This window comes from Hydrogenophaga sp. PML113, from assembly GCF_001777155.1.
In the GTDB taxonomy this organism is placed as follows: domain Bacteria; phylum Pseudomonadota; class Gammaproteobacteria; order Burkholderiales; family Burkholderiaceae_C; genus Hydrogenophaga; species Hydrogenophaga borbori.
Map to the genome: position 1 here is coordinate 40722 of NZ_MIYM01000017.1, position 17379 is coordinate 58100.

20 protein-coding genes are annotated in these 17379 nt (G+C 70.4%); 2 read left to right on the forward strand and 18 right to left on the reverse strand.

Annotated features, from left to right (window positions below; genetic code table 11):
* Positions 1-12: 12 nt before the first annotated feature.
* The 16 genes from BHU06_RS20770 to fliF all read right to left on the reverse strand — a co-directional run bounded on the left by BHU06_RS20770 (position 13) and on the right by fliF (position 14200).
* Positions 13-1413, reverse strand: coding sequence for an MATE family efflux transporter (locus BHU06_RS20770; RefSeq protein WP_070401134.1), 1401 nt, complete (start codon positions 1411-1413; stop codon positions 13-15).
* A 2-nt stretch (positions 1414-1415) separates the two neighbouring features.
* A complete protein-coding gene (locus BHU06_RS20775; protein WP_070401135.1) occupies positions 1416-2114 on the reverse strand; it encodes an SDR family oxidoreductase in 699 nt (232 codons plus the stop codon).
* A 77-nt stretch (positions 2115-2191) separates the two neighbouring features.
* The gene (locus BHU06_RS20780; protein WP_070401136.1) at positions 2192-2803 is read right to left on the reverse strand and encodes a TetR/AcrR family transcriptional regulator; all 612 of its coding nucleotides are present in this window, start codon (positions 2801-2803) and stop codon (positions 2192-2194) included.
* A 105-nt stretch (positions 2804-2908) separates the two neighbouring features.
* A complete protein-coding gene (gene fliR / locus BHU06_RS20785) occupies positions 2909-3673 on the reverse strand; it encodes a flagellar biosynthetic protein FliR (RefSeq protein ID WP_070401137.1) in 765 nt (254 codons plus the stop codon).
* A gap of 107 nt (positions 3674-3780) precedes the next feature.
* Positions 3781-4050, reverse strand: a complete 270-nt coding sequence (fliQ, locus tag BHU06_RS20790; protein ID WP_070401138.1) for a flagellar biosynthesis protein FliQ — start codon at positions 4048-4050, stop codon at positions 3781-3783.
* Positions 4051-4058: 8 nt separating this feature from the next.
* Entirely contained in the window at positions 4059-4835 is a 777-nt protein-coding gene (gene fliP / locus BHU06_RS20795) for a flagellar type III secretion system pore protein FliP (protein WP_070401139.1), read from the reverse strand.
* Position 4836: 1 nt separating this feature from the next.
* A complete protein-coding gene (locus BHU06_RS20800) occupies positions 4837-5208 on the reverse strand; it encodes a flagellar biosynthetic protein FliO (protein ID WP_070401140.1) in 372 nt (123 codons plus the stop codon).
* A 117-nt stretch (positions 5209-5325) separates the two neighbouring features.
* Positions 5326-5745: a flagellar motor switch protein FliN gene (gene fliN, locus BHU06_RS20805; RefSeq protein ID WP_070401141.1), complete on the reverse strand. Its 420-nt coding sequence runs from the start codon at positions 5743-5745 to the stop codon at positions 5326-5328.
* Between the two features lie 19 nt (positions 5746-5764).
* Positions 5765-6769, reverse strand: a complete 1005-nt coding sequence (fliM, locus tag BHU06_RS20810) for a flagellar motor switch protein FliM (RefSeq protein ID WP_070401142.1) — start codon at positions 6767-6769, stop codon at positions 5765-5767.
* An 18-nt stretch (positions 6770-6787) separates the two neighbouring features.
* A complete protein-coding gene (locus BHU06_RS20815) occupies positions 6788-7345 on the reverse strand; it encodes a flagellar basal body-associated FliL family protein (RefSeq protein ID WP_070401143.1) in 558 nt (185 codons plus the stop codon).
* A 126-nt stretch (positions 7346-7471) separates the two neighbouring features.
* Positions 7472-8752, reverse strand: coding sequence for a flagellar hook-length control protein FliK (locus BHU06_RS23155; RefSeq protein WP_070401144.1), 1281 nt, complete (start codon positions 8750-8752; stop codon positions 7472-7474).
* Entirely contained in the window at positions 8749-9228 is a 480-nt protein-coding gene (fliJ, locus tag BHU06_RS20825) for a flagellar export protein FliJ (RefSeq protein WP_070401145.1), read from the reverse strand. Before fliJ ends, BHU06_RS23155 begins: the two co-directional genes overlap by 4 nt.
* 58 nt (positions 9229-9286) lie before the next feature.
* Positions 9287-10732 (reverse strand): flagellar protein export ATPase FliI, encoded by a 1446-nt coding sequence (gene fliI, locus BHU06_RS20830; protein WP_254668211.1) that lies wholly within the window; start codon positions 10730-10732, stop codon positions 9287-9289.
* Positions 10733-10785: 53 nt separating this feature from the next.
* Positions 10786-11490: a flagellar assembly protein FliH gene (locus BHU06_RS20835; protein ID WP_070401147.1), complete on the reverse strand. Its 705-nt coding sequence runs from the start codon at positions 11488-11490 to the stop codon at positions 10786-10788.
* Between the two features lie 7 nt (positions 11491-11497).
* A complete protein-coding gene (gene fliG / locus BHU06_RS20840; protein WP_070401148.1) occupies positions 11498-12496 on the reverse strand; it encodes a flagellar motor switch protein FliG in 999 nt (332 codons plus the stop codon).
* A gap of 15 nt (positions 12497-12511) precedes the next feature.
* Positions 12512-14200 carry a flagellar basal-body MS-ring/collar protein FliF gene (fliF, locus tag BHU06_RS20845; RefSeq protein WP_070401149.1) on the reverse strand — a complete coding sequence of 563 codons (1689 nt, stop codon included), beginning with the start codon at positions 14198-14200 and terminating at the stop codon, positions 12512-12514.
* 200 nt (positions 14201-14400) lie between these two features.
* Between fliF and BHU06_RS20850 the strand changes: the two genes are divergently transcribed.
* Both BHU06_RS20850 and fliE read left to right on the forward strand, forming a co-directional pair.
* Positions 14401-15111: a hypothetical protein gene (locus tag BHU06_RS20850; protein ID WP_070401150.1), complete on the forward strand. Its 711-nt coding sequence runs from the start codon at positions 14401-14403 to the stop codon at positions 15109-15111.
* 118 nt (positions 15112-15229) lie between these two features.
* Positions 15230-15544, forward strand: coding sequence for a flagellar hook-basal body complex protein FliE (gene fliE, locus BHU06_RS20855; RefSeq protein WP_070401151.1), 315 nt, complete (start codon positions 15230-15232; stop codon positions 15542-15544).
* Positions 15545-15599: 55 nt separating this feature from the next.
* Here fliE and BHU06_RS20860 read toward each other — a convergent pair whose 3' ends face one another.
* Positions 15600-16133, reverse strand: a complete 534-nt coding sequence (locus BHU06_RS20860; protein ID WP_070401152.1) for a hypothetical protein — start codon at positions 16131-16133, stop codon at positions 15600-15602.
* A 10-nt stretch (positions 16134-16143) separates the two neighbouring features.
* Positions 16144-17082, reverse strand: a complete 939-nt coding sequence (locus tag BHU06_RS20865; RefSeq protein ID WP_139147150.1) for a hypothetical protein — start codon at positions 17080-17082, stop codon at positions 16144-16146.
* Positions 17083-17379 lie beyond the last annotated feature (297 nt).

Genomic DNA, 17379 nt, shown 5'->3' on the forward strand with positions numbered 1-17379 from the left:
TGTGGACGGCCCTCAGCGCGAACGGCCCGGCGTGGACCAGTCGCTGCGGTGCGTGGCGATGGCCAGCGTCAGGCCCATGAGCAGCAGGCTCAGGCCCACCACCGTGTACAGCGCCTGCGGCTGATCGCCGGCCAGGCGCGTCGCCAACCAGCCACCCGCCGCGACCACCACCAGCCGCGCCGCGCTGGCCACCAGTGGCCAGGTGAGCCGCCCCGCGCCCTGCGACGCGAAGAACAGCGCCAGACCCAGGCCGAAAAAGCCGTAGACCCCGCCCACGATGCGCAGGTAGCTCGCGCCCGCTGCCTGCACGGCCGCATCCCGGGTGAACGCCGCCATCCACAGGTACGGCCACAGCGCGGCGACCAGTCCGATCGCGCCCGTGATCGCCCAGACCAGTGCGGCACCCGTCCAGGTGATGCGCTTGGCGCGCGCCGCCTGCTGCGCGCCAAGGTTGGTGGCCACCATGGCGGTGAGCGCGCCGCCGATGCCGAAGGCGATGGGCACCAAGATGTACTCCAACCGCGCGGCGATGCCGTAGCCCGCCACGGCCAGGCCGCCGAAGCCCGCCACGTAGGCCGTGGCCAAGGCAATCGAGCCGTTGCTCAGGATCGGGTTGATGGCGGAGGGCAGGGCGAGGCGAAGGATCTCGCGCGCGTCGTCGCGCCGCAGCCGCCAGCCCACGCCCAGCGGCCTGGCCGGCGCGCCCCGGCGCGACAGCCAGGCCAGCAGGGCCAGCGCCGACACCGCGCTGCAGGTGACGGTGCTGGCCGCCGCGCCGGCCACGCCCAAGGGCGGCAGGGGGCCGAGGCCAAACACCAGTTGTGGCGCCAGCAGCAGGTGCATCACGGTGGTGGCGATGAGTGCCAACGCGGCCGCGCCCATCTGCCCGGTGCCGCGCGCCACGCCGGCCAGCACGTTGACCGTCCAGACCGCTGAGGCGCCCCCGAACAGCACCCCGGCGTAGCGGGTGGCCTGATCCAGCGCCGAGCCGCGCGCGCCCATGGCACCGTACAGCAGTGGCGACGCGGCGACGAGGGTGAACAGCAGCGAGGCGATCAGCCCCAGCACCAGCGCGTGCCAGGCCAGGCGCGCGGCGCGCGCGTCGTCGCCAGCCCCGGCCGCGCGCGCCACCACGGCCGTGGCGCTGCCACCCAGGCCGCCGGCCGACATGTGCAGCATCAGCATGGCCAGCGGCAGCACCACCGCCACGCCGGCCAGCGCGTCGGCGCCCAGGCGGCCCACGATGTAGCCGTCGAAGCCGATGACGATGGTGTTGGCGAACAGGCCCAGCACGTTGGGCGTGGCCAGTCGCATCAAGGTGGGCAGCACGGGACCGTGCAGCATGCGCTGGCGGGTGTCGGCGGCGCTGGAAGGGGCGTTGGCCTTGGCGGTGGTGGTGGCGGCGGCGTTCATGCTCAGGCGTGCAAATAGGCCGCTGTGGCGCTGGCGAGCGACTGTTTCACTTGGCGAGTCATGTCGTCGGCCAGCACCTCGGGCAGGCCGGCCTGCAGGCCATCGAAGGCGGCGCGCACGATCGCCTGCGGCGTGGACTTGGGCGCGTCGATGCCCTGCGTGAGGCTGGTGTCGACGAAGCCCATGTGCAGTGCCGTCACCTGTGTGCCCTGTTGCAGCAGCTCGTGCCGCAGGCCGTTGGTGAGCGCCCAGGCCGCCGACTTGGTGGCGCCGTAGGTGCCCAACAGCGGACGATTGATCCAGCTCGCGATCGACAGCACGTTGAGCATGGCGCCGCCGCCATTGGCCGCGAGCACCGGCGCGAAAGCCAGGGCCATGCGCTGCATACCGAAGACGTTCACCTCGAGTTGGCGCCGCAAGGCCTCGAGCGCGTCGGGCAGCAGGAAGCCGCCGAGCTCGGCGACGCCCGCGTTGTTGATGAGCAGGGTCACGTCACCGCAGTCGCGCGCGGCGCGAAGAACCTGCTCGGGGCGGGTCACGTCCAGTTCGATGGGCGTGACGCCGTCGAGCGTCACATGCTGGGGTTGGCGGCTGGCGGCGTAAACGCGCTTCGCGCCGCGCGCCAGGGCTTCGCGTGAGAAGGCCAGGCCAATGCCACGGTTGGCGCCGGTGATGAAGACGACAGCGTTTTCTATCTGCACAAAGGACTCCTGAATAATATGATGATCGTCATATTTACGGCCGTTGAGGAACGCGCGCCGAAGGCGCGCGATGGGGGTCAGTGTGTGGTGTCGGGTGGTGTGTTGGTGTTGTCCGGCGCGAACTGTTCCAGCAGGAAGCGCCGGCTGGCCGCGAGGTGGCGGCGGCCCTTCGCGTTGTCGCCGAGCGTGCGGGCGATTTGCAGAGCGCCCACCAATTGCGACGCGATCACACCGGCCGCCTCGCGCGCCTGCGCGGGCGCCAGCGTGGCGGCCACGGTGCGGGTCAAGGCCTTGATGCGCGCTGCGGCGGCCTCGCGCACGGGGTCGGGCTGGCGCGGCATTTCAGAGGCCAGCGCGGCCACCGGGCAACCACTCTCCGGGGAACGCAGGTGGCGGTCGGCGAGGTAGTTGTCGACCAGGGCCTGGAACCGGCTGCCGCCCTTGGCCTCGCCCGCGTCCAGCGCGCGACGCAACCGGACCTGGCTGTCCTCTCCCGCGCGTTCCAGCGCTTCGGCCAGCAGCGCCTCGCGTGAGGCGAAGTGCGCGTAGAAGCCGCCGTGCGTGAGTCCCGCGCGCTTCATGATGTCGGCCACGCCCACGCCCTGGAAGCCGCTGGCGCGCAGCACGCCGGCGGCGGTGTCCAGGATTCGTTCGTGCGTGGCCTGCTTGCGGCTGGTGGGGTTGTCCATGGCGGGGACGGTGAGGTTGGAAGCGCGAGTCTATTCAAATATGATAACCATCATATTTGAGGGGGCATGGGCACGAATCATGGCCCGCGCAGGCCCGCCAATGGATCAGCCCATGAACAGCGCCGTCGCCAGCCGCAGCAGCGCGGCCACCGGCGTGTCCAGCATGGGCAGGGTGAAGGCGATGCCGATCAGGCCGGCCGACAGCGTGATCGGGAAGCCGATGGCGAAGGCGTTCATCTGCGGCGCGATGCGCGAGACGAAGCCCAGCACGGTGTTGATGAACAGCAGCATGCCGATCAGCGGCAACGCGATCCACAGGCCGTAGCGGAAGACCACGGCGCCCAGCTCGTGCAGGCGCATGGTGTTCACCGCGTCCAGCGCGCCGCCGCCCACGGGAAAGGTGCCGAAGCTGGAGACCACGGCCTGCAGCAGCATGAGGTGGCCACCCATCACCACGAACAGCAGCATCGTGGTGTTGCCGAAGAAGCGGCCCACGGTACTGCTCTGGCTGCCTGTGCTGGGGTCGAAGAAGCCGGCGAAGTTCAGGCCCATCTGCAGGCCGATGAGTTCGCCCGCCAGTTCCACCGCCGCGAACACGATGCGCACCGCCAGGCCCATGGCCAGGCCGATCAGCACCTGCTGCACCACGGTTTCGAAGGCGCGCGCGTCGGTCAGCGCCACCACCGGCTGCTCGGGCAGCGCGGCCTGCGCGCAGAAGGCGATGAGGAAGGCCAGGGCCACGCGCGTGCGCACCGGCACCGAGCGCGAGGAGAAGATGGGCGCGCTGCTGAAAACGGCCAGGATGCGCAGGAACGGCCAGAACACCGGCGAGACCCAGGCCATGATCTGTGCTTCAGTGAAAGTGATCATGGATGAGCGAGCACGCGCAAGCCAGGGGTACCGGGGAACCGGCTTTGCCGGGCCTCAGGTGCCGCCCCCTCGAGGGGGACGCGCAGAGCGCGGCGGGGGTGCTTCACTTACACGGCGTATTGGGGAATGGACAGGATCGTGGTGCGGATGAACTCGACCATGGTGGTCAGCATCCAGGGCCCCGCGATGGCGAATACCGCGATCGCGGCGATCAGCTTGGGCACGAAGGACAGGGTCTGTTCGTGGATCTGGGTGATGGCCTGGAACAGGCTGATCACCAGGCCCACGCCCAGCACCGTGGCCAGCACGGGCGCGGCCACCGCGAGCAGCAGGAAGAGGGCGTTCTGGCCAAGCGTGAGGGCGGCTTGCGGTTCCATGGTGTTCCCTACTGGGCGAATGAGGCGGCCAAGGAGCCGATGAGGATGTTCCAGCCGTCCGCGAGCACGAACAGCATGAGCTTGAAGGGCAGCGCCACCAGCACGGGCGACAGCATCATCATCCCCAAGGACATGAGCACGCTGGCCACCACCATGTCGATGACCAGGAAGGGGATGAAGATCATGAAGCCGATCTGGAAGGCGGTCTTCAACTCGCTCGTGACGAAGGCCGGCACCAGCACGCGAAAGGGCGCGTTCTCGGCCGTCACGCCCTCGGGCAGGCGGGCCAGGTTGGCGAACAGTTCGAAGTCGGACTGGCGCGTCTGCTTGAGCATGAAGGCGCGCATGGGCTGTTCGCCGCGCTGCAGCGCCTCCTCGAAGCTGATCTGGTTGCGCGAATAGGGGCCGTAGGCGTTGCTGTAGACCTGGTCCAGCGTGGGGCCCATGACGAACAGCGTGAGAAAGAGCGACAGGCCCACGATCACCTGGTTGGGCGGGGCCGACTGCGTGCCCAGGGCCTGGCGCAGCAGCGAGAGCACGATGACGATGCGGGTGAAACCCGTCATCAGCAGCAGCACCGCCGGCAGGAAGGACAGCGCGGTGAAGAACAGCAGGGTCTGGATCGGCACCGAGTAGCTGGCGCCGCCCGCGCCCTGGCCTACCACCAGGGGCAGCGACGGGCCTTGCGGCGTGGCCACGGGCGCGTTCTGCGCCCAGGCGCCGATGGACAGCAGCATCAGGGCCAGCAGCAGCGCGAGCGCGCGCAGCCAGACCAGCCGGGGCATTTCAGCGCGGCGCATCGCCCGGGCCTTTCACGAGTTGCTGCGCCAGGCGTGCGGCGAAACCACCGGCCAGCGGTGCCGCCGGCGCCGACGGGGCGGCGGTGTCGGCCGGCATCGCCATTTCGTGCAGGGCGTTGACGCTGCCCGGCGCGACGCCGAGCACCAGGCAGGTGGCGGACTCGCCCTGGCCCACCTGCAGCGTGACCACACGCTGCTGCGGACCGAGCGAGACGCTGCCCAGCACCTTGAGGACGGGGCCGCTTTGCCCGGGCACGCCCGGCAGGCCGGGCAAGCGCCCGCGCGCCCACTTCAATGCCCAGGCGATGCCCACCATCAGGGCGAGCAGGACCAAGGCGGGCCAAGCGTTTTGCCACATAGCTTCAATTCCTTGAGAGCGCCGACCCGCCACCCAGGGCCACCGCGGGACCGGCTTTGCCGGACCGCTGGTGGCGTCCCCCCTGGGGGGGAAGGCGCCGAAGGCGACGCAGAGGGGTCACGTTCTGCTCAGGCGCTTCATGCGCTCCGAGGGCGTCACGATGTCGGTGAGCCGGATGCCGAACTTGTCGTTCACCACCACCACCTCGCCCTGGGCGATCAGGTAGCCGTTGACCAGCACGTCCATGGGTTCGCCGGCGAGCGCGTCGAGCTCCACGATGGAGCCCTGCGCGAGCTGCAGGATGTACTTGATGGGCACGCGCGTGCGCCCCAATTCCACCGAGAGCTGGACGGGGATGTCCAGCACCATCTGGATGTCTTGCGCGCCGCCCGCGCCCATGGCGGTCTTGACCGGCGTGGCCTCGGCGTCGAAGGCCGGTGCGCCCTCGTCGGCGACGGTGGCGGCCTGCTCTTCGAGCGCCTGAGCCCATTCGTCGGCGATGGCGTCCTGGTTGGGTGCGTTGGTATCGGTTGACATGGTTTCTCCTGAACGCCGGTCACATCTCGGGGGACGACCCCAGCCAGTTCATGTCCCTGCCGCGCAGGTTGCGTTCCACGCGCAGCGCGTACTTGCCCTTGTGCGTGCCGTACTGGCACTCGAACACGGGCACGCCGTCGACGTGGGTGGTGATGGTGGGGTTGCGGTCGAGTTCGATGAAGTCACCGATCTGCATGGCCAGCAGCTGCTCCACGGTGGCCTCGGTCTTGGCCAGCTCGGCCACCATGGTCACCTCGGCGGCCTGGATTTCGTGGCTCAGCAGCTTGACCCAACGGCGGTCGACCTCGATGGCATCGCCCTGCACGCTGGAATAGAGCACGTCGCGGATCGGCTCCAGCGTGGCGTAGGGAATGCAGATGTGCAGCGAGCCGGTGATGTCGCCGATCTCCAGCGTGAAGCTGGTGGAGACCACGATCTCGCTTGGCGTGGCGATGGTGGCGAACTGCGGCTGCATCTCCGAGCGCTGGTAGGCCAGCTCGATCGGGTAGACGCCGCGCCAGGCCTTCTTGTATTCCTCGGCCACCACGTCCACCAGCCGGTTGATGACGCGCTGCTCGGTGGGCGAGAAGTCTCGGCCCTCGATGCGGGTGTGGAACTTGCCGGTGCCGCCGAACAGGCTGTCGATCACACCGAACAGCAGCGTGGGCTCGCACACCACCAGGCCGTTGCCGCGCAGCGGCCGCACGGCCATGATGTTGAAGTTGGTGGGTACCACCAGCTCGCGCAGGAAGGCGCTGTACTTCTGCACCTGCACGCCGCCGACGGAGATCTCGGGGCTGCGGCGGATGAAGTTGAACATGCCCACGCGCAGGTTGCGCGAGAAGCGCTCGTTGACGATCTCCATGGTGGGCATGCGCCCACGCACGATGCGTTCCTGGCTGGAGAGGTTGTAGTTGCGAACGCCGCCTTCCGGCACCTCTTCCTTGGCGAGCTTCTGGCTTTCACCGGTCACGCCCTCCAGCAGGGCATCGACCTCTTCCTGTGACAGAAACGATTCGGACATGGTCTGATCGCTCCGCGCTTACTGCACGATGAAGCTGGAGAACAGCACGGCCTGCACGGGGCTGGCCGGGCCGCGTTTCTTCTTGCCCTCGTCCTCGGCCTTGGGCGCGGGATAGCCCATCACCTCGGAGACGGCGGCGATGATGTCGTTGCCGAGCCGGCTCTTGCCTTCGGCGCTGAGCACGTCCTCGGCGGTGCGCTTGGACAGGATCACCAGGATGCGGCTGCGGATGCTGGGCATGAAGGCCTTGACGGCGTCGCCCGTGTGGGCGTCCTGCAGCTGCAGCGTGAGACCGATCTGGATGTAGCGGTTGCCGCCGGGGTCGGCCAGGTTGACCACCATGTTGTCCAGCGGCAGGAAGGTGGGGGCCGATTTCGGGTCCACCGGCTTGTGCGCGGCGGCTTCCTCGTCCAGGCCCTCGTCCTCGGCGGTGTTCTTCTTGAGGATGAACAGCGCGGCGCCCGCGCCCGCGATGCCCAGCACGACCACGCCGATCAGGGCGAACAGCAGCTTCTTGCCCTTCTTCTTGGGGGCGGCTTCGGCCGGTTGGGCGGCGGCGGTGGCAGCGGCGGACATGGCTCTCCTTCGTCGGTTGCCGCGGGCTCAAAGGCGCGCGGCTTGAGAAGGATTGTGGGAGGGCCCCCCCCACGCCGTTCGCTCGATAAGCGCGGAAAAACCGGTTCTTTCCCGCGCCCCGGGGGCTCAGATGAAGAGGTCCAGGCCCCGGCCGTTGGCGCCCGGCGCGGCCGGACGCGGGGGGGCGGCCTCGGCCGGGCCGGCGTCGGCGCGCTCGGCGCGCGGCGCGGGGGCCGGCGGAGTGGGGCCGTCGCGGCGGGCATCGCCCTGGCCCTGGTCGCCGACGGAAACCTGGCCCAGCGTGAGGCCGCCCTGCTGCAGGAGGTCGCCCAGCGCGGTCTGGGCGTGCTCGCGCAGCAGGCCGCGCGCGGCGGCGTCGTCGGTGCGGAAGTCCAGCCGCACCTCGTCGCCGCGCACGGCGAGCTGGATGTCGATGGCGTTCTGGGCGTCCTCGCCCACGCGCAGGCTGGCGTGGCGCATGGCGCCCGCGCCCCAGTGCTGCACCTCCACCGCCTCGGCGTCGGCCGCTGCGGCGTAGGGGTCTTGGGTGCTGTTCGGGTCGGTGCCGGCCTCGTGCCGCGCTTGGCCGCCGTCGGCCGTGGCGTCACCACCCAGGCCGCTGTCGGCCGCCGTGGCGCCGGTGGTGGCCGTCGGGCCGGCGGCCGCTTCGCCAGTGGCGCGGGCGCCGCCCGTGGGCGAGGCGCCGGGCAGGGCGGGCTCGTCGCCGTCGGCCGCGCGCCCGGCCAGGGCCGCGAGCGCACCGGTGGGTGTGGCGGTGGGCGAGGTGGCCTGGAAGCGCGCGTCCAGCGCGACCGTGCTGCGCACGGGCCAGGCGGCGCTGGCGCCGGATTCGGTGGGCGTGACCGCGCGGCTCCAGCGCAGGGCGGGGGTGTCGGCGCCGCCGGCCGGCTGGCCCGCGGCGGTCGCCAGGGCGGTGGCCGCGCCGGGCGCCGAGGCCCGCGCGGCGGCGGGCTGCCAGGGGGCGGCCACCTGGCGGCCCGGCGCGCTGCCGTTGGCCAGGGGCAGGCCCTCGGCGGGCGCGCCTCCCAGGCGATCGGCGCGCGTATCCAGGCCGCGCGTCTCGCCGGCCAGCGAACCGTCGCCGGCCAGCGGCGCGGGCGCCAGTTCGTGCGGCGCGGTCCAGGCCATGAGTGCGGCCAGGGGGTTGTCGCTGTCGGCAGGGTCTTCGGCCAGCGGGTCCTCGCCTGGCGCGCCGGCGGTGGTGGCGGTGGCCGTGCCCAGGGGGTCCAGCGGCGCGGCGTCCGGCGACAGCAGCGCCAGCAGGCTGGAGAACAGGTCGGTCGGCTGCTGCGGCCCGTGCGCCGAGCGCGCGGCGTGGCTGGGCGGCTGGCTGTGCGCCGCCTGCGACGCGGGCGGGTGGGGGTTGCTGGGCGCGGTCGTGGTCATGCGGAGAAGCTCTGGAACGTGCTGTCGGATTCGGCGCGGCGGCGGTGGGCGTTGAGCGCCATCTCGTCGGTCTGTTTCTGTTCGCGGCGCATCAGGCGCTGCTGGATCGCTTCCTGCTGACGCGCGACGTACTGGCGCAGCGTGGCGAGCTCGCGCTCGGCCTCGTGCACCTGCTGCTGGACCTGGTCGATCTGGCGCTGCTTCTGCCCGAGCACGCCGGTCTGGAAGTCCATCGCGTGCTCGACCTTGGCCATGAACTGGCGGTGGTGCATGAGCCAGGCGGCGTCCACGCCGCTGGCGCAGCGGGCCTGCCAGCGCTGCTGCGCCTCGGCGGCGTAGGCGGTGAGCTGGTCCATCTGCTCCTGCGCGGCCTGGTGCTCGCGGCGCGCCGCCGACAGCGCGGCCAGCGCCTCGTCGCGCTTGCGCTCGGCGAGTTCGATGACCTTGTCCAATGTTTCCAAGCCCTGTGCGGTCATTCTTTAACCTTCGCGCGGCGCGCCGCGGTGCGAGTGCCTGCCGGCGGCCGTGCGGCGCTCATGGGTTGCCCTCATACGGGTTGTGGTGGGGCCGCGCGCCGCGCGCGGCGTTGCCCGCCGTGGCGTCGCGCGCCGGTTTGTCTTCCTGCAGCGCGGTCTGCAGGCCGCGCACGCTCTCGCCCATGGGGGCGGCCTCGCGCATGTCTTGCATCAGGAAGCGCTGCAGCCCGGGGTAGAGCACGATGGCGCGGTCCGTCTCGGGGTCGCTGCCGGCCACGTAGGCGCCGAGCTGGATCAGGTCGCGGCTTTTCTGGTAGCGCGAGTAGTTCGCACGGAACTTGCGCGCCAGCTCCAGGTGGCTGGGCGGCGCCACGTTGTGCATCACGCGCGAGGCCGAGGCCTCGACGTCGATGGCGGGGTAGTGGCCCGACTCGGCCAGCGCGCGCGACAGCACGATGTGGCCGTCCAGGATGGCGCGCGCCGCGTCGGCGATCGGGTCCTGCTGGTCGTCGCCCTCGGACAGCACGGTGTAGAAGGCGGTGATGGAGCCGCGGCCGTTCAGGCCGTTGCCGCTGCGCTCCACCAGCTGCGGCAGCTTGGCGAAGCACGAGGGCGGGTAGCCCTTGGTGGCCGGTGGCTCGCCGATGGCCAGCGCGATCTCGCGCTGCGCCATGGCGTAGCGGGTGAGCGAATCCATCAGCAGCAGCACGTGCAGGCCGTCGTCGCGGAAGCGTTCGGCGATGGCGGTGGCGTAGCTGGCGCCCTGCATGCGCACCAGCGGCGGCGCGTCGGCCGGAGCGGCCACCACCACCGAGCGGCGGCGGCCTTCCGAGCCCAGGATGTCCTCGATGAACTCCTTCACCTCGCGGCCGCGTTCGCCGATCAGGCCGACCACGATCACGTCGGCCTTGGTGTAGCGGGCCATCATGCCCAGCAGCACGCTCTTGCCCACGCCGGAGCCGGCGAACAGGCCCAGGCGCTGGCCGCGGCCCACGGTGAGCAGGGCATTGATGGCGCGCACGCCGGTGTCCAGCGGTTCGCGCACCGGGTCGCGGTCCATGGCGTTGAGCGGCGCGCGCTCCAGCGGCGAGACGCTCACCCCGCGCAGCGGGCCCTGGTGGTCCAGCGGCTCGCCGTGCGCGTCCACCACGCGGCCCAGCAGGCCGGCGCCCATGGGCAGGCTGAGCACGCTGCGGTCGTTGGGCGAGGGCGGCGGGTTGTCCTGGCCCAGGCGCGGCACTGTTCGGTAGGGCGGCAGCGGCGTCACGCTGGCGCCGCTGGCCAGGCCGTGCACGTCGCCGGCGGGCATGAGGAAGGCGCGGTCCTTGGAGAAGCCCACCACCTCGGCCAGCACGGGCTGCTTGTGGCCGTTGTCGATCAGGCACTGCGCGCCCACGGGCACGCGCAGGCCCACGGCCTCGAGCACCAGGCCGGCGAGCTTGGTCAGCGTGCCGCGCACCTCCAGCGGCGTGGGCGCCTGCGCGCTGGCGCGCAGGTCGTCCATGAAGTGGCCCCAGCGGCTCGGCGTTTCGTCGAAAGTGCTGTCGGTCATGCGGGTCAGACGTCGGTGTCGGCGGGGTCGAAGGGGGCGCTTAGGCCCAGGTTGCCGATGGCGCGCAGCCAGCGCTTCTCGACCGTGGCGTCCACCGAGTTGGTGCGCGACTCGAGCACGCAGCCGCCCGGGGTGATGCCGGGATCGGGCACCAGCTCGGGCCGGGGCTCGCCCAGGGTTTCGAGCAGCGCGCCTTTCATGAGCGCCAGGTCGGCTGGGTTCATGCGGATGGTGGCGGGCAGGCCGTCGTCGATGAGCTGGGACATGGCCTCGCTCACCACGCCCTGCAGCTGCGCCGGGTTCTGCACCAGCTCGCGGCGCACCACCTGGCGCGCCAGGTCGCAGGCGATCTCCAGGATGTGGCGCGAGATCTCGTGCTCGCTGTGTTTGAGGTGCTCGCGCGTGGTGCGCAGCAGCTGGGCCATGCGCACCGCGGTTTCCTCGGCGGTGCGGCGCATGCTGGCCTCCATGGCGTCGCGCACCGACTGCGCGCCGGCGTCGTGGCCGTGGCGAAAGCCCTCGGCGTAGGCCTGCTCGCGCGCCTCGGCGAGGCGCTCGTCGGGCGGCGTGGTCTCGGCCGCGCCGTCGCTGGGCAGGGCGGGGCGCTGGTCGCTGCCGTCCACGGCGGCGAACTGCCAGGCGGCCACGCCGTCGATCTCCTCGCGCGGGATGAAGCGCGAGTACGGGTCGTTCTTGGGGCGTTGGTTCATGGGGCGCTCAGACGAAAGCCTCTTCCTCGCCGCCGCCGCCGATCACGATCTGGCCTTCGTCGGAGAGGCGGCGAACGATCTTGAGGATCTCTTTCTGCTGCGCCTCCACCTCGGACAGGCGGATCGGGCCGCGGGCTTCGAGGTCCTCGCGCAGCGCCTCGGCCGCGCGGCTGGACATGTTGGACAGCACCAGCTCGCGCAGCTCGGCGGTCGCGCCCTTGAGCGCCACGATGAGCTGGTCGGTGGCCACTTCCTTGAGGATGAGCTGCACGGCCTTGCCGTCGAGTTTGAGCAGGTCCTCGAAGGTGAACATCTTGTCCATGATCTTCTGGGCCAGCTCGGGGTCGAAGTCGCGGATCGACTCGATCACCGAGCTCTCGATCTGCGTGCCCATCATGTTGATGATCTCGGCCGCGGTCTTCACGCCACCCATGGAGGTCTTGCGGATCTTGTCGCCGCCGGCCAGCACCTTGTAGAGCACCTCGTTGAGGTCCTTCAGCGCCGTCGGCTGGATGCCCTCGAGCGTGGCGATGCGCAGCATCACCTCGTTGCGCGTGCGCTCGGTGAAGTTCTTCAGCACGGCGGCGGTCTGGTCGGCCTCCAGGTGCACCAGGATGGCGGCCACGATCTGCGGGTGTTCGTTGCGCAGCAGCTCGGCGATGGACAGCGGGTCCATCCACTTCAGGCTCTCGATGCCGGAGACGTCGCCGCCCTGCAGAATGCGGTCGATCAGCAGCGCGGCCTTGTCGTCGCCCAGGGCGCGCTTGAGCACCGCGCGCACGTAGTTGTCGGTGTCGCTCACCAGCAGGCTCTGCGACGAGGCGGTGGTGGTGAAGCGCTGCATCACCTGGTCCACGCGCTCGTGCGAAACGGCGCGCGTGCGCGCGATGGTCTCGCCCAGCTTCTGCACCTCTTTCGGGCTGAGGTGCTTGAACACCTCGGCCGCTTCCTCTTCGCCGAGCGACATGAGGAAGATGGCGGCGTCCTGCAGTCCGGTGTCGTCCATGCTCTGCTCCCTGCCTCAGTTCGGCGCTTCGCCGTTGACCCAGCCCTTGACGATGTTGGCCACCGCCGCCGGGTTCTCCAGCGCCAGCCGCTTGGCGTCGGCGATGCGGCGTTTCTCGGGCGTTTCCTCGTCCGGCGTCGGCATCGGCAGGCCGGGGCGCTCGGGCATTTCGTTGAGCACGGCGTTGAGCGGCTGCACCTCGGTGATGCGCGGCGGCGGCGCCTTCATGAGCTTGAGCGCCGGGCGCACCATGCCCATCAGCACGATCAGGCCCAGGCCGACCATGCCGAGCGGGAACGCCAGGCTGCGCGCCAGTTCGATGTTGTCGGCCTGCTGCCAGAAAGGCAGGGCCTCGGGCTCGGCGGCCACCACCTCGTTGAAGGCGGCGTTCATCAGGTTCACCGAGTCGCCCCGGGCCTGGTTGAAGCCGATGGTCTCGCGCACCAGGGCGGTCATCTGCTCGATCTGCTGGGCCGGGATGGGGGCGCTGACGGGCTTGCCGTTCTTGTCCAGCGTGGTCTTGTGGTTCACCACCACGGCCGCGCTCAGGCGCTTGATGCTGCCGCTGGACTCGCGCACGGTGCGCACGGTGCGGTCGACCTCGTAGTTGATGACGGATTCGCGGCGCGTGGAGCCACCCTGGCCGGCGTTGGCCTGGCCCTGCGGCGTCACGCCCACCGGCGCGGCCTGGCCGTTGATGGGCGCGCTGCTGGGCGCCGGCGGCTGGTTGCTCACCGCGCCGGGCACGCCGGCGGGCTGGGCGCTGCCGGGGCGGCCGTCTTCGATAGTCTGCTGGCTGCGCACCGCGCTGGGCTCGTTGCCCTGGTTCGGCCGGTGCTGCTCCGAGGTCATCTCGGCCTGGGAGAAGTCGATGTCGGCGCTCACCTGCGCCTTCACGTTGCCCACGCCCACCAGGGGTTCGAGCATGTCCAGGATGCGGCGGGTGTAGAGCTGTTCGAGCTGCTGCGCGTACTGCAGTTTCTGCACGTCGGCGCCGGTGGCGTTCTGGCCGTCGGGCGGGTTGGACAGCAGGTTGCCCTGGTCGTCGACCACGCTCACGGCCTTGGGGTTCATCTCGGGCACGCTGCTGGCCACCAGGTGCACGATGCCGGCGACCTGCGCGCGGTCCAGCGTGCGGCCGGGGTGCAGGGTCAGCAGCACCGAGGCGCTGGGCTTTTGCTGTTCGCGAAAGAAGCCGTTCTGGTTGGGCAGGGCCAGGTGCACGCGCGCGGCCTGCACCGAGGCCAGCGACTGGATGGAGCGGGTCAGCTCGCCTTCCAGGCCGCGCTGGAAGCTCAGCCGCTCCTGGAACTGCGTCATGCCGAAGCGGTTGTTCTCCATCAGCTCGAAGCCGGTGACCGAGCCCTTGGGCAGGCCTTGGGAAGCCAGGCGCAGCCGGGTGTCGTGCACTTTGTCGGCCGGCACCATGATGGCGCCGCCACCGTCCGAGTACTTGTAGGGCACGTTCATCTGGGACAGCTGGGCCACGATGGCGCCGCCGTCCTTGTCGCCCAAGTTGGCGTAGAGCACGCGCCAATCGGGCTGGCGGCCCATGAAGAAGAAGGCCAGGGCGATGGCCAGCAGCGCCAGGGCGCCCAGGCCGAGCTTGATCTTCTGCGCGTTGTCCATGCGCGCCAGGCCTTCGGCCAGGGCGTTGGCGCGCACGGGCTGGGCATTCACTTCGGCGACGGCGGTGGTGCTCATGGGCGGGATGGCTCGCAAGGGGGCACGAGGGCCCCGGATGCGGATGAGTATCCCGGGGGGGGCCGGCGGGCATTGCCGGAAAAAGGCGCCGTAATGGGCCTTTATTTCCCGCGCGCCGTGCCGAGGGGGTGGGATTTGTGACCGCGCCGGGGTACCCGTCCGGGTATAAGCCTCGCACCGCAACCACCGACTTGAAGCCCATGCACCGCATCGTCCTGGCGCTCACTTTCCTGCTGTTCGCCGCCGGCGCCCGTGCCGCCGATGGCGACCCGTTGCCGGCCCGCAGCGTTCTGCTCATTCCGGCAGGCGATCCCGTGGAGTACACGGTCACGGTCCGGACGGCGGCCACCATGCTGTTTCCCCTCGCCTCGCTGGGCGCGCTGTCGGACGGGCGCCAGAAGTCAAAAGACCTCACGGCCCTGATGCGGGCCCATGCGCCGGGCCACGGCCTGTTCTTCGCCGAGCGGGTGGCGCACCGGCTGCGGGCCGCCGGCTATGAGGTCCGGGTGTTGGAGTCGATCGCCCGCCGGCCGGACGACCCCGACAACGTCGACATCGAAAACCTCGCTTTCGACGAAGACATCGGATTGCAGCTGGGGTTCGACGCCATCGGCTTTCATTCGGGCATGGGCACGCAGGCCTACGTGCCCAAGCTCAACGTCGACGTCCACTCCTTCCCGCGGGGGGCCCAGTGGTACCCCTACAGCACGACGCTGTTCTTCGGCGTGGACGCCCGGCCGAATGAGGATTGGGCCATCGTGGCACCCGCCGAGGCCAGCTTTCCGTCCTTCGATGCATTGATCTCTGGCCCGGCCGCCGTGGACGCCGTCTACCGCCAGGCGCTCGACCAACTGGCCGAACGCGTGGCCGTGCAGTTCCAGGCGCAGTCGCCGTTCAAGGCCGCGCCCTGAGCGGGGTCGCCCGGTCAGGGCCCGAAAAGGCCGGCTTATTGGGGCTTTATTTCCGGACCCGGTTGCCGAGGGGGGCCTAGCATCCAGGCCTGTCGATCGCTTCCCGAAGGAGTCCCCCATGGACATGCGCCTGTCCCCCCTGACCAGCCAGACGCTGGGCAACGTGGCCGCGTTCAAGCGCCCGGCCGCGGGCGCCGCGGGTGGCGCGGGCGCGGCCTTCGCCGACAACCTCAAGGCGGCCCTGCACCAGGTGAGCAAGGCCCAGAACGAGGCCAGCCGCCTGCAGACCGAGGTGCAACTGGGCAACCCCAAGGTCAGCCTGGAGGAAACCATGATCGCCATGCAGAAGGCGCAGATCGGCTTCCAGAGCGCGCTGCACGTGCGCAACCGCATGGTGCAGGCCTACACCGACGTGATGAACATGTCGGTTTGAGGCCACCAGGCCCGCGGGGCGGGCATCCCGCCGGCCCGCGGGTCAAGGGCTTGGCCTAACCGGCGGCGCGCAGGGCCTCAGCCTTGTCCTGGGCCAGCCGCTGCAGTTCCGCCAAGGCCGGACGCTGGCGGGACGCCTCGACCGCCGCATCGAACACCGCGATGGCATCGTCCGCCCGGCCCATGGCGGCCAGGCATTCGCCCGAGCGAAAGGCGGCCAGCGCCGCATAGCGGTTCCCGTCCTGCAGACCGGCCAGGCCGAACATCGGCAGCGCAGCGGCCGGCCGGGCCGTGCGCTGCAGGCAGGTGCCGGCCAGGAAGGCGAATGCCGCCCGCCCGGGGTGTTGCATGACCAGGACCAGGGCGGGCCGCAGCGCCTGATCGAACGCGCCCTCGTCGCACAGGCGGGTGGCGGTGGTCAGCAGCCGCGCGGCCTCGACGGGCCCGTGCGCCGGCAACACCGGTCGTGCCTGTCCCGCCATGGCCGCGCGCACCCAGTCGCCGATTCGCTCGCCGGCCTGGGCCAGGCGGGCGGCGCATTGTTCGACCAGCGCGGCCACCTCGGGGTCGGGATGGGGGTGATGCTGCATGGCGGACTGTTCAGCCCTGCAGCGGCGCCAGCGCCTGGACAACCAGGAAAAGCAACAGCAGCTTCATGGCCGCCACCGGGTTCAGGGCCTGGGCCACGGAAACGCATACCTGCTTCAGGAGATGGCCATCGCTCGCGTCGCGGTAGATGCCCTGTGAGAAGCGGTCCTTGATCAACGGCACCCACTCATCCATGTTGTTCAAGGTGGCGTTGACCAGATAGGGGCATTGCTCGTGAACCGCCTGCAGCAGGGCATTGGCCTCGGTGGCGTTCATGCGCAGGTAACTGCAAGGCGAGGAGGGGTCATGGGTGCCTGTCAGGTAGATGGCCAAAACCACCGCGCCCGTGACAAAGAGCGTGGCCGCCGGGAGAGCCGTCCCCATGACGCAGCATGTCGCCAGGCATGTGGGGTCGGTCATGGTGTCCGGCGCATAGATCCTGGCCCAGCGGTAGACCTCGATCCGCTGGGACTGGCTCAGCGAGGTGTCGCCCAGGATGCCGGGCATATCGGGGCCGCCGTTCGGCAGCGCATGCCTGGCCGGGTCGAAACGCCAGGGGGGAGCCAGCGGTGCCCCCTGGGCGAAATCCCGGGCGCAGTTGAGCAACTGGGCGGTCTCTTCCCCCGAGAGCCCGCCGTTGTTGATGGCGCTGTAGTTGGGGCGCAGGCCCTCTGCATCCAGCGTGAGGTGCCGGGACGGCTTGAACAGCCGTCTGATTTCCCCGCTGGGTTCGGCGGCCGACATGGGTGAGGGGCCGGCGGTGAGGTCCTCGGGTTCGAGGTTGTGCTTGTCGTTCTCGTTCGACAGGCAGAAGTTCCAGCCGGCCGAGGCGCAGCCAGGGGGCAGCGAGCGGCTGGCGGACGACGGCGGTGCTTGGCGCGCAGCGCCTCGCGACCTGCCCGCCGGGCTGCTTGAACGTGAGGAAGAAGAGGACGACGTGGCGGATTGCATGGTGGCGTGGTGGGTCTCAGGGGGGGGCTGCGTCGCGCCAGGCCTGTCCAGCGCCGCAGAATGGCCTAGGGAACAGCGCCCCCTGCTTTGTTCCCGAACGCGGGGATGGCCCGCGCACAGGGGGGGTGGGTGCGCGCCCCATGAAGCGCTCTGCCAGGGGGCTGGCGCGGGCGGCCTAGGTGTGAAGTCTCAATAGGTTGTTCATCCGTCCCGGAACTGGGAAGCTGTGGTTACCAGGCCGCAACAACTCAGGACAGGAGAACGGATGAACAGCCATAAGCATGCGCGATTGACCGC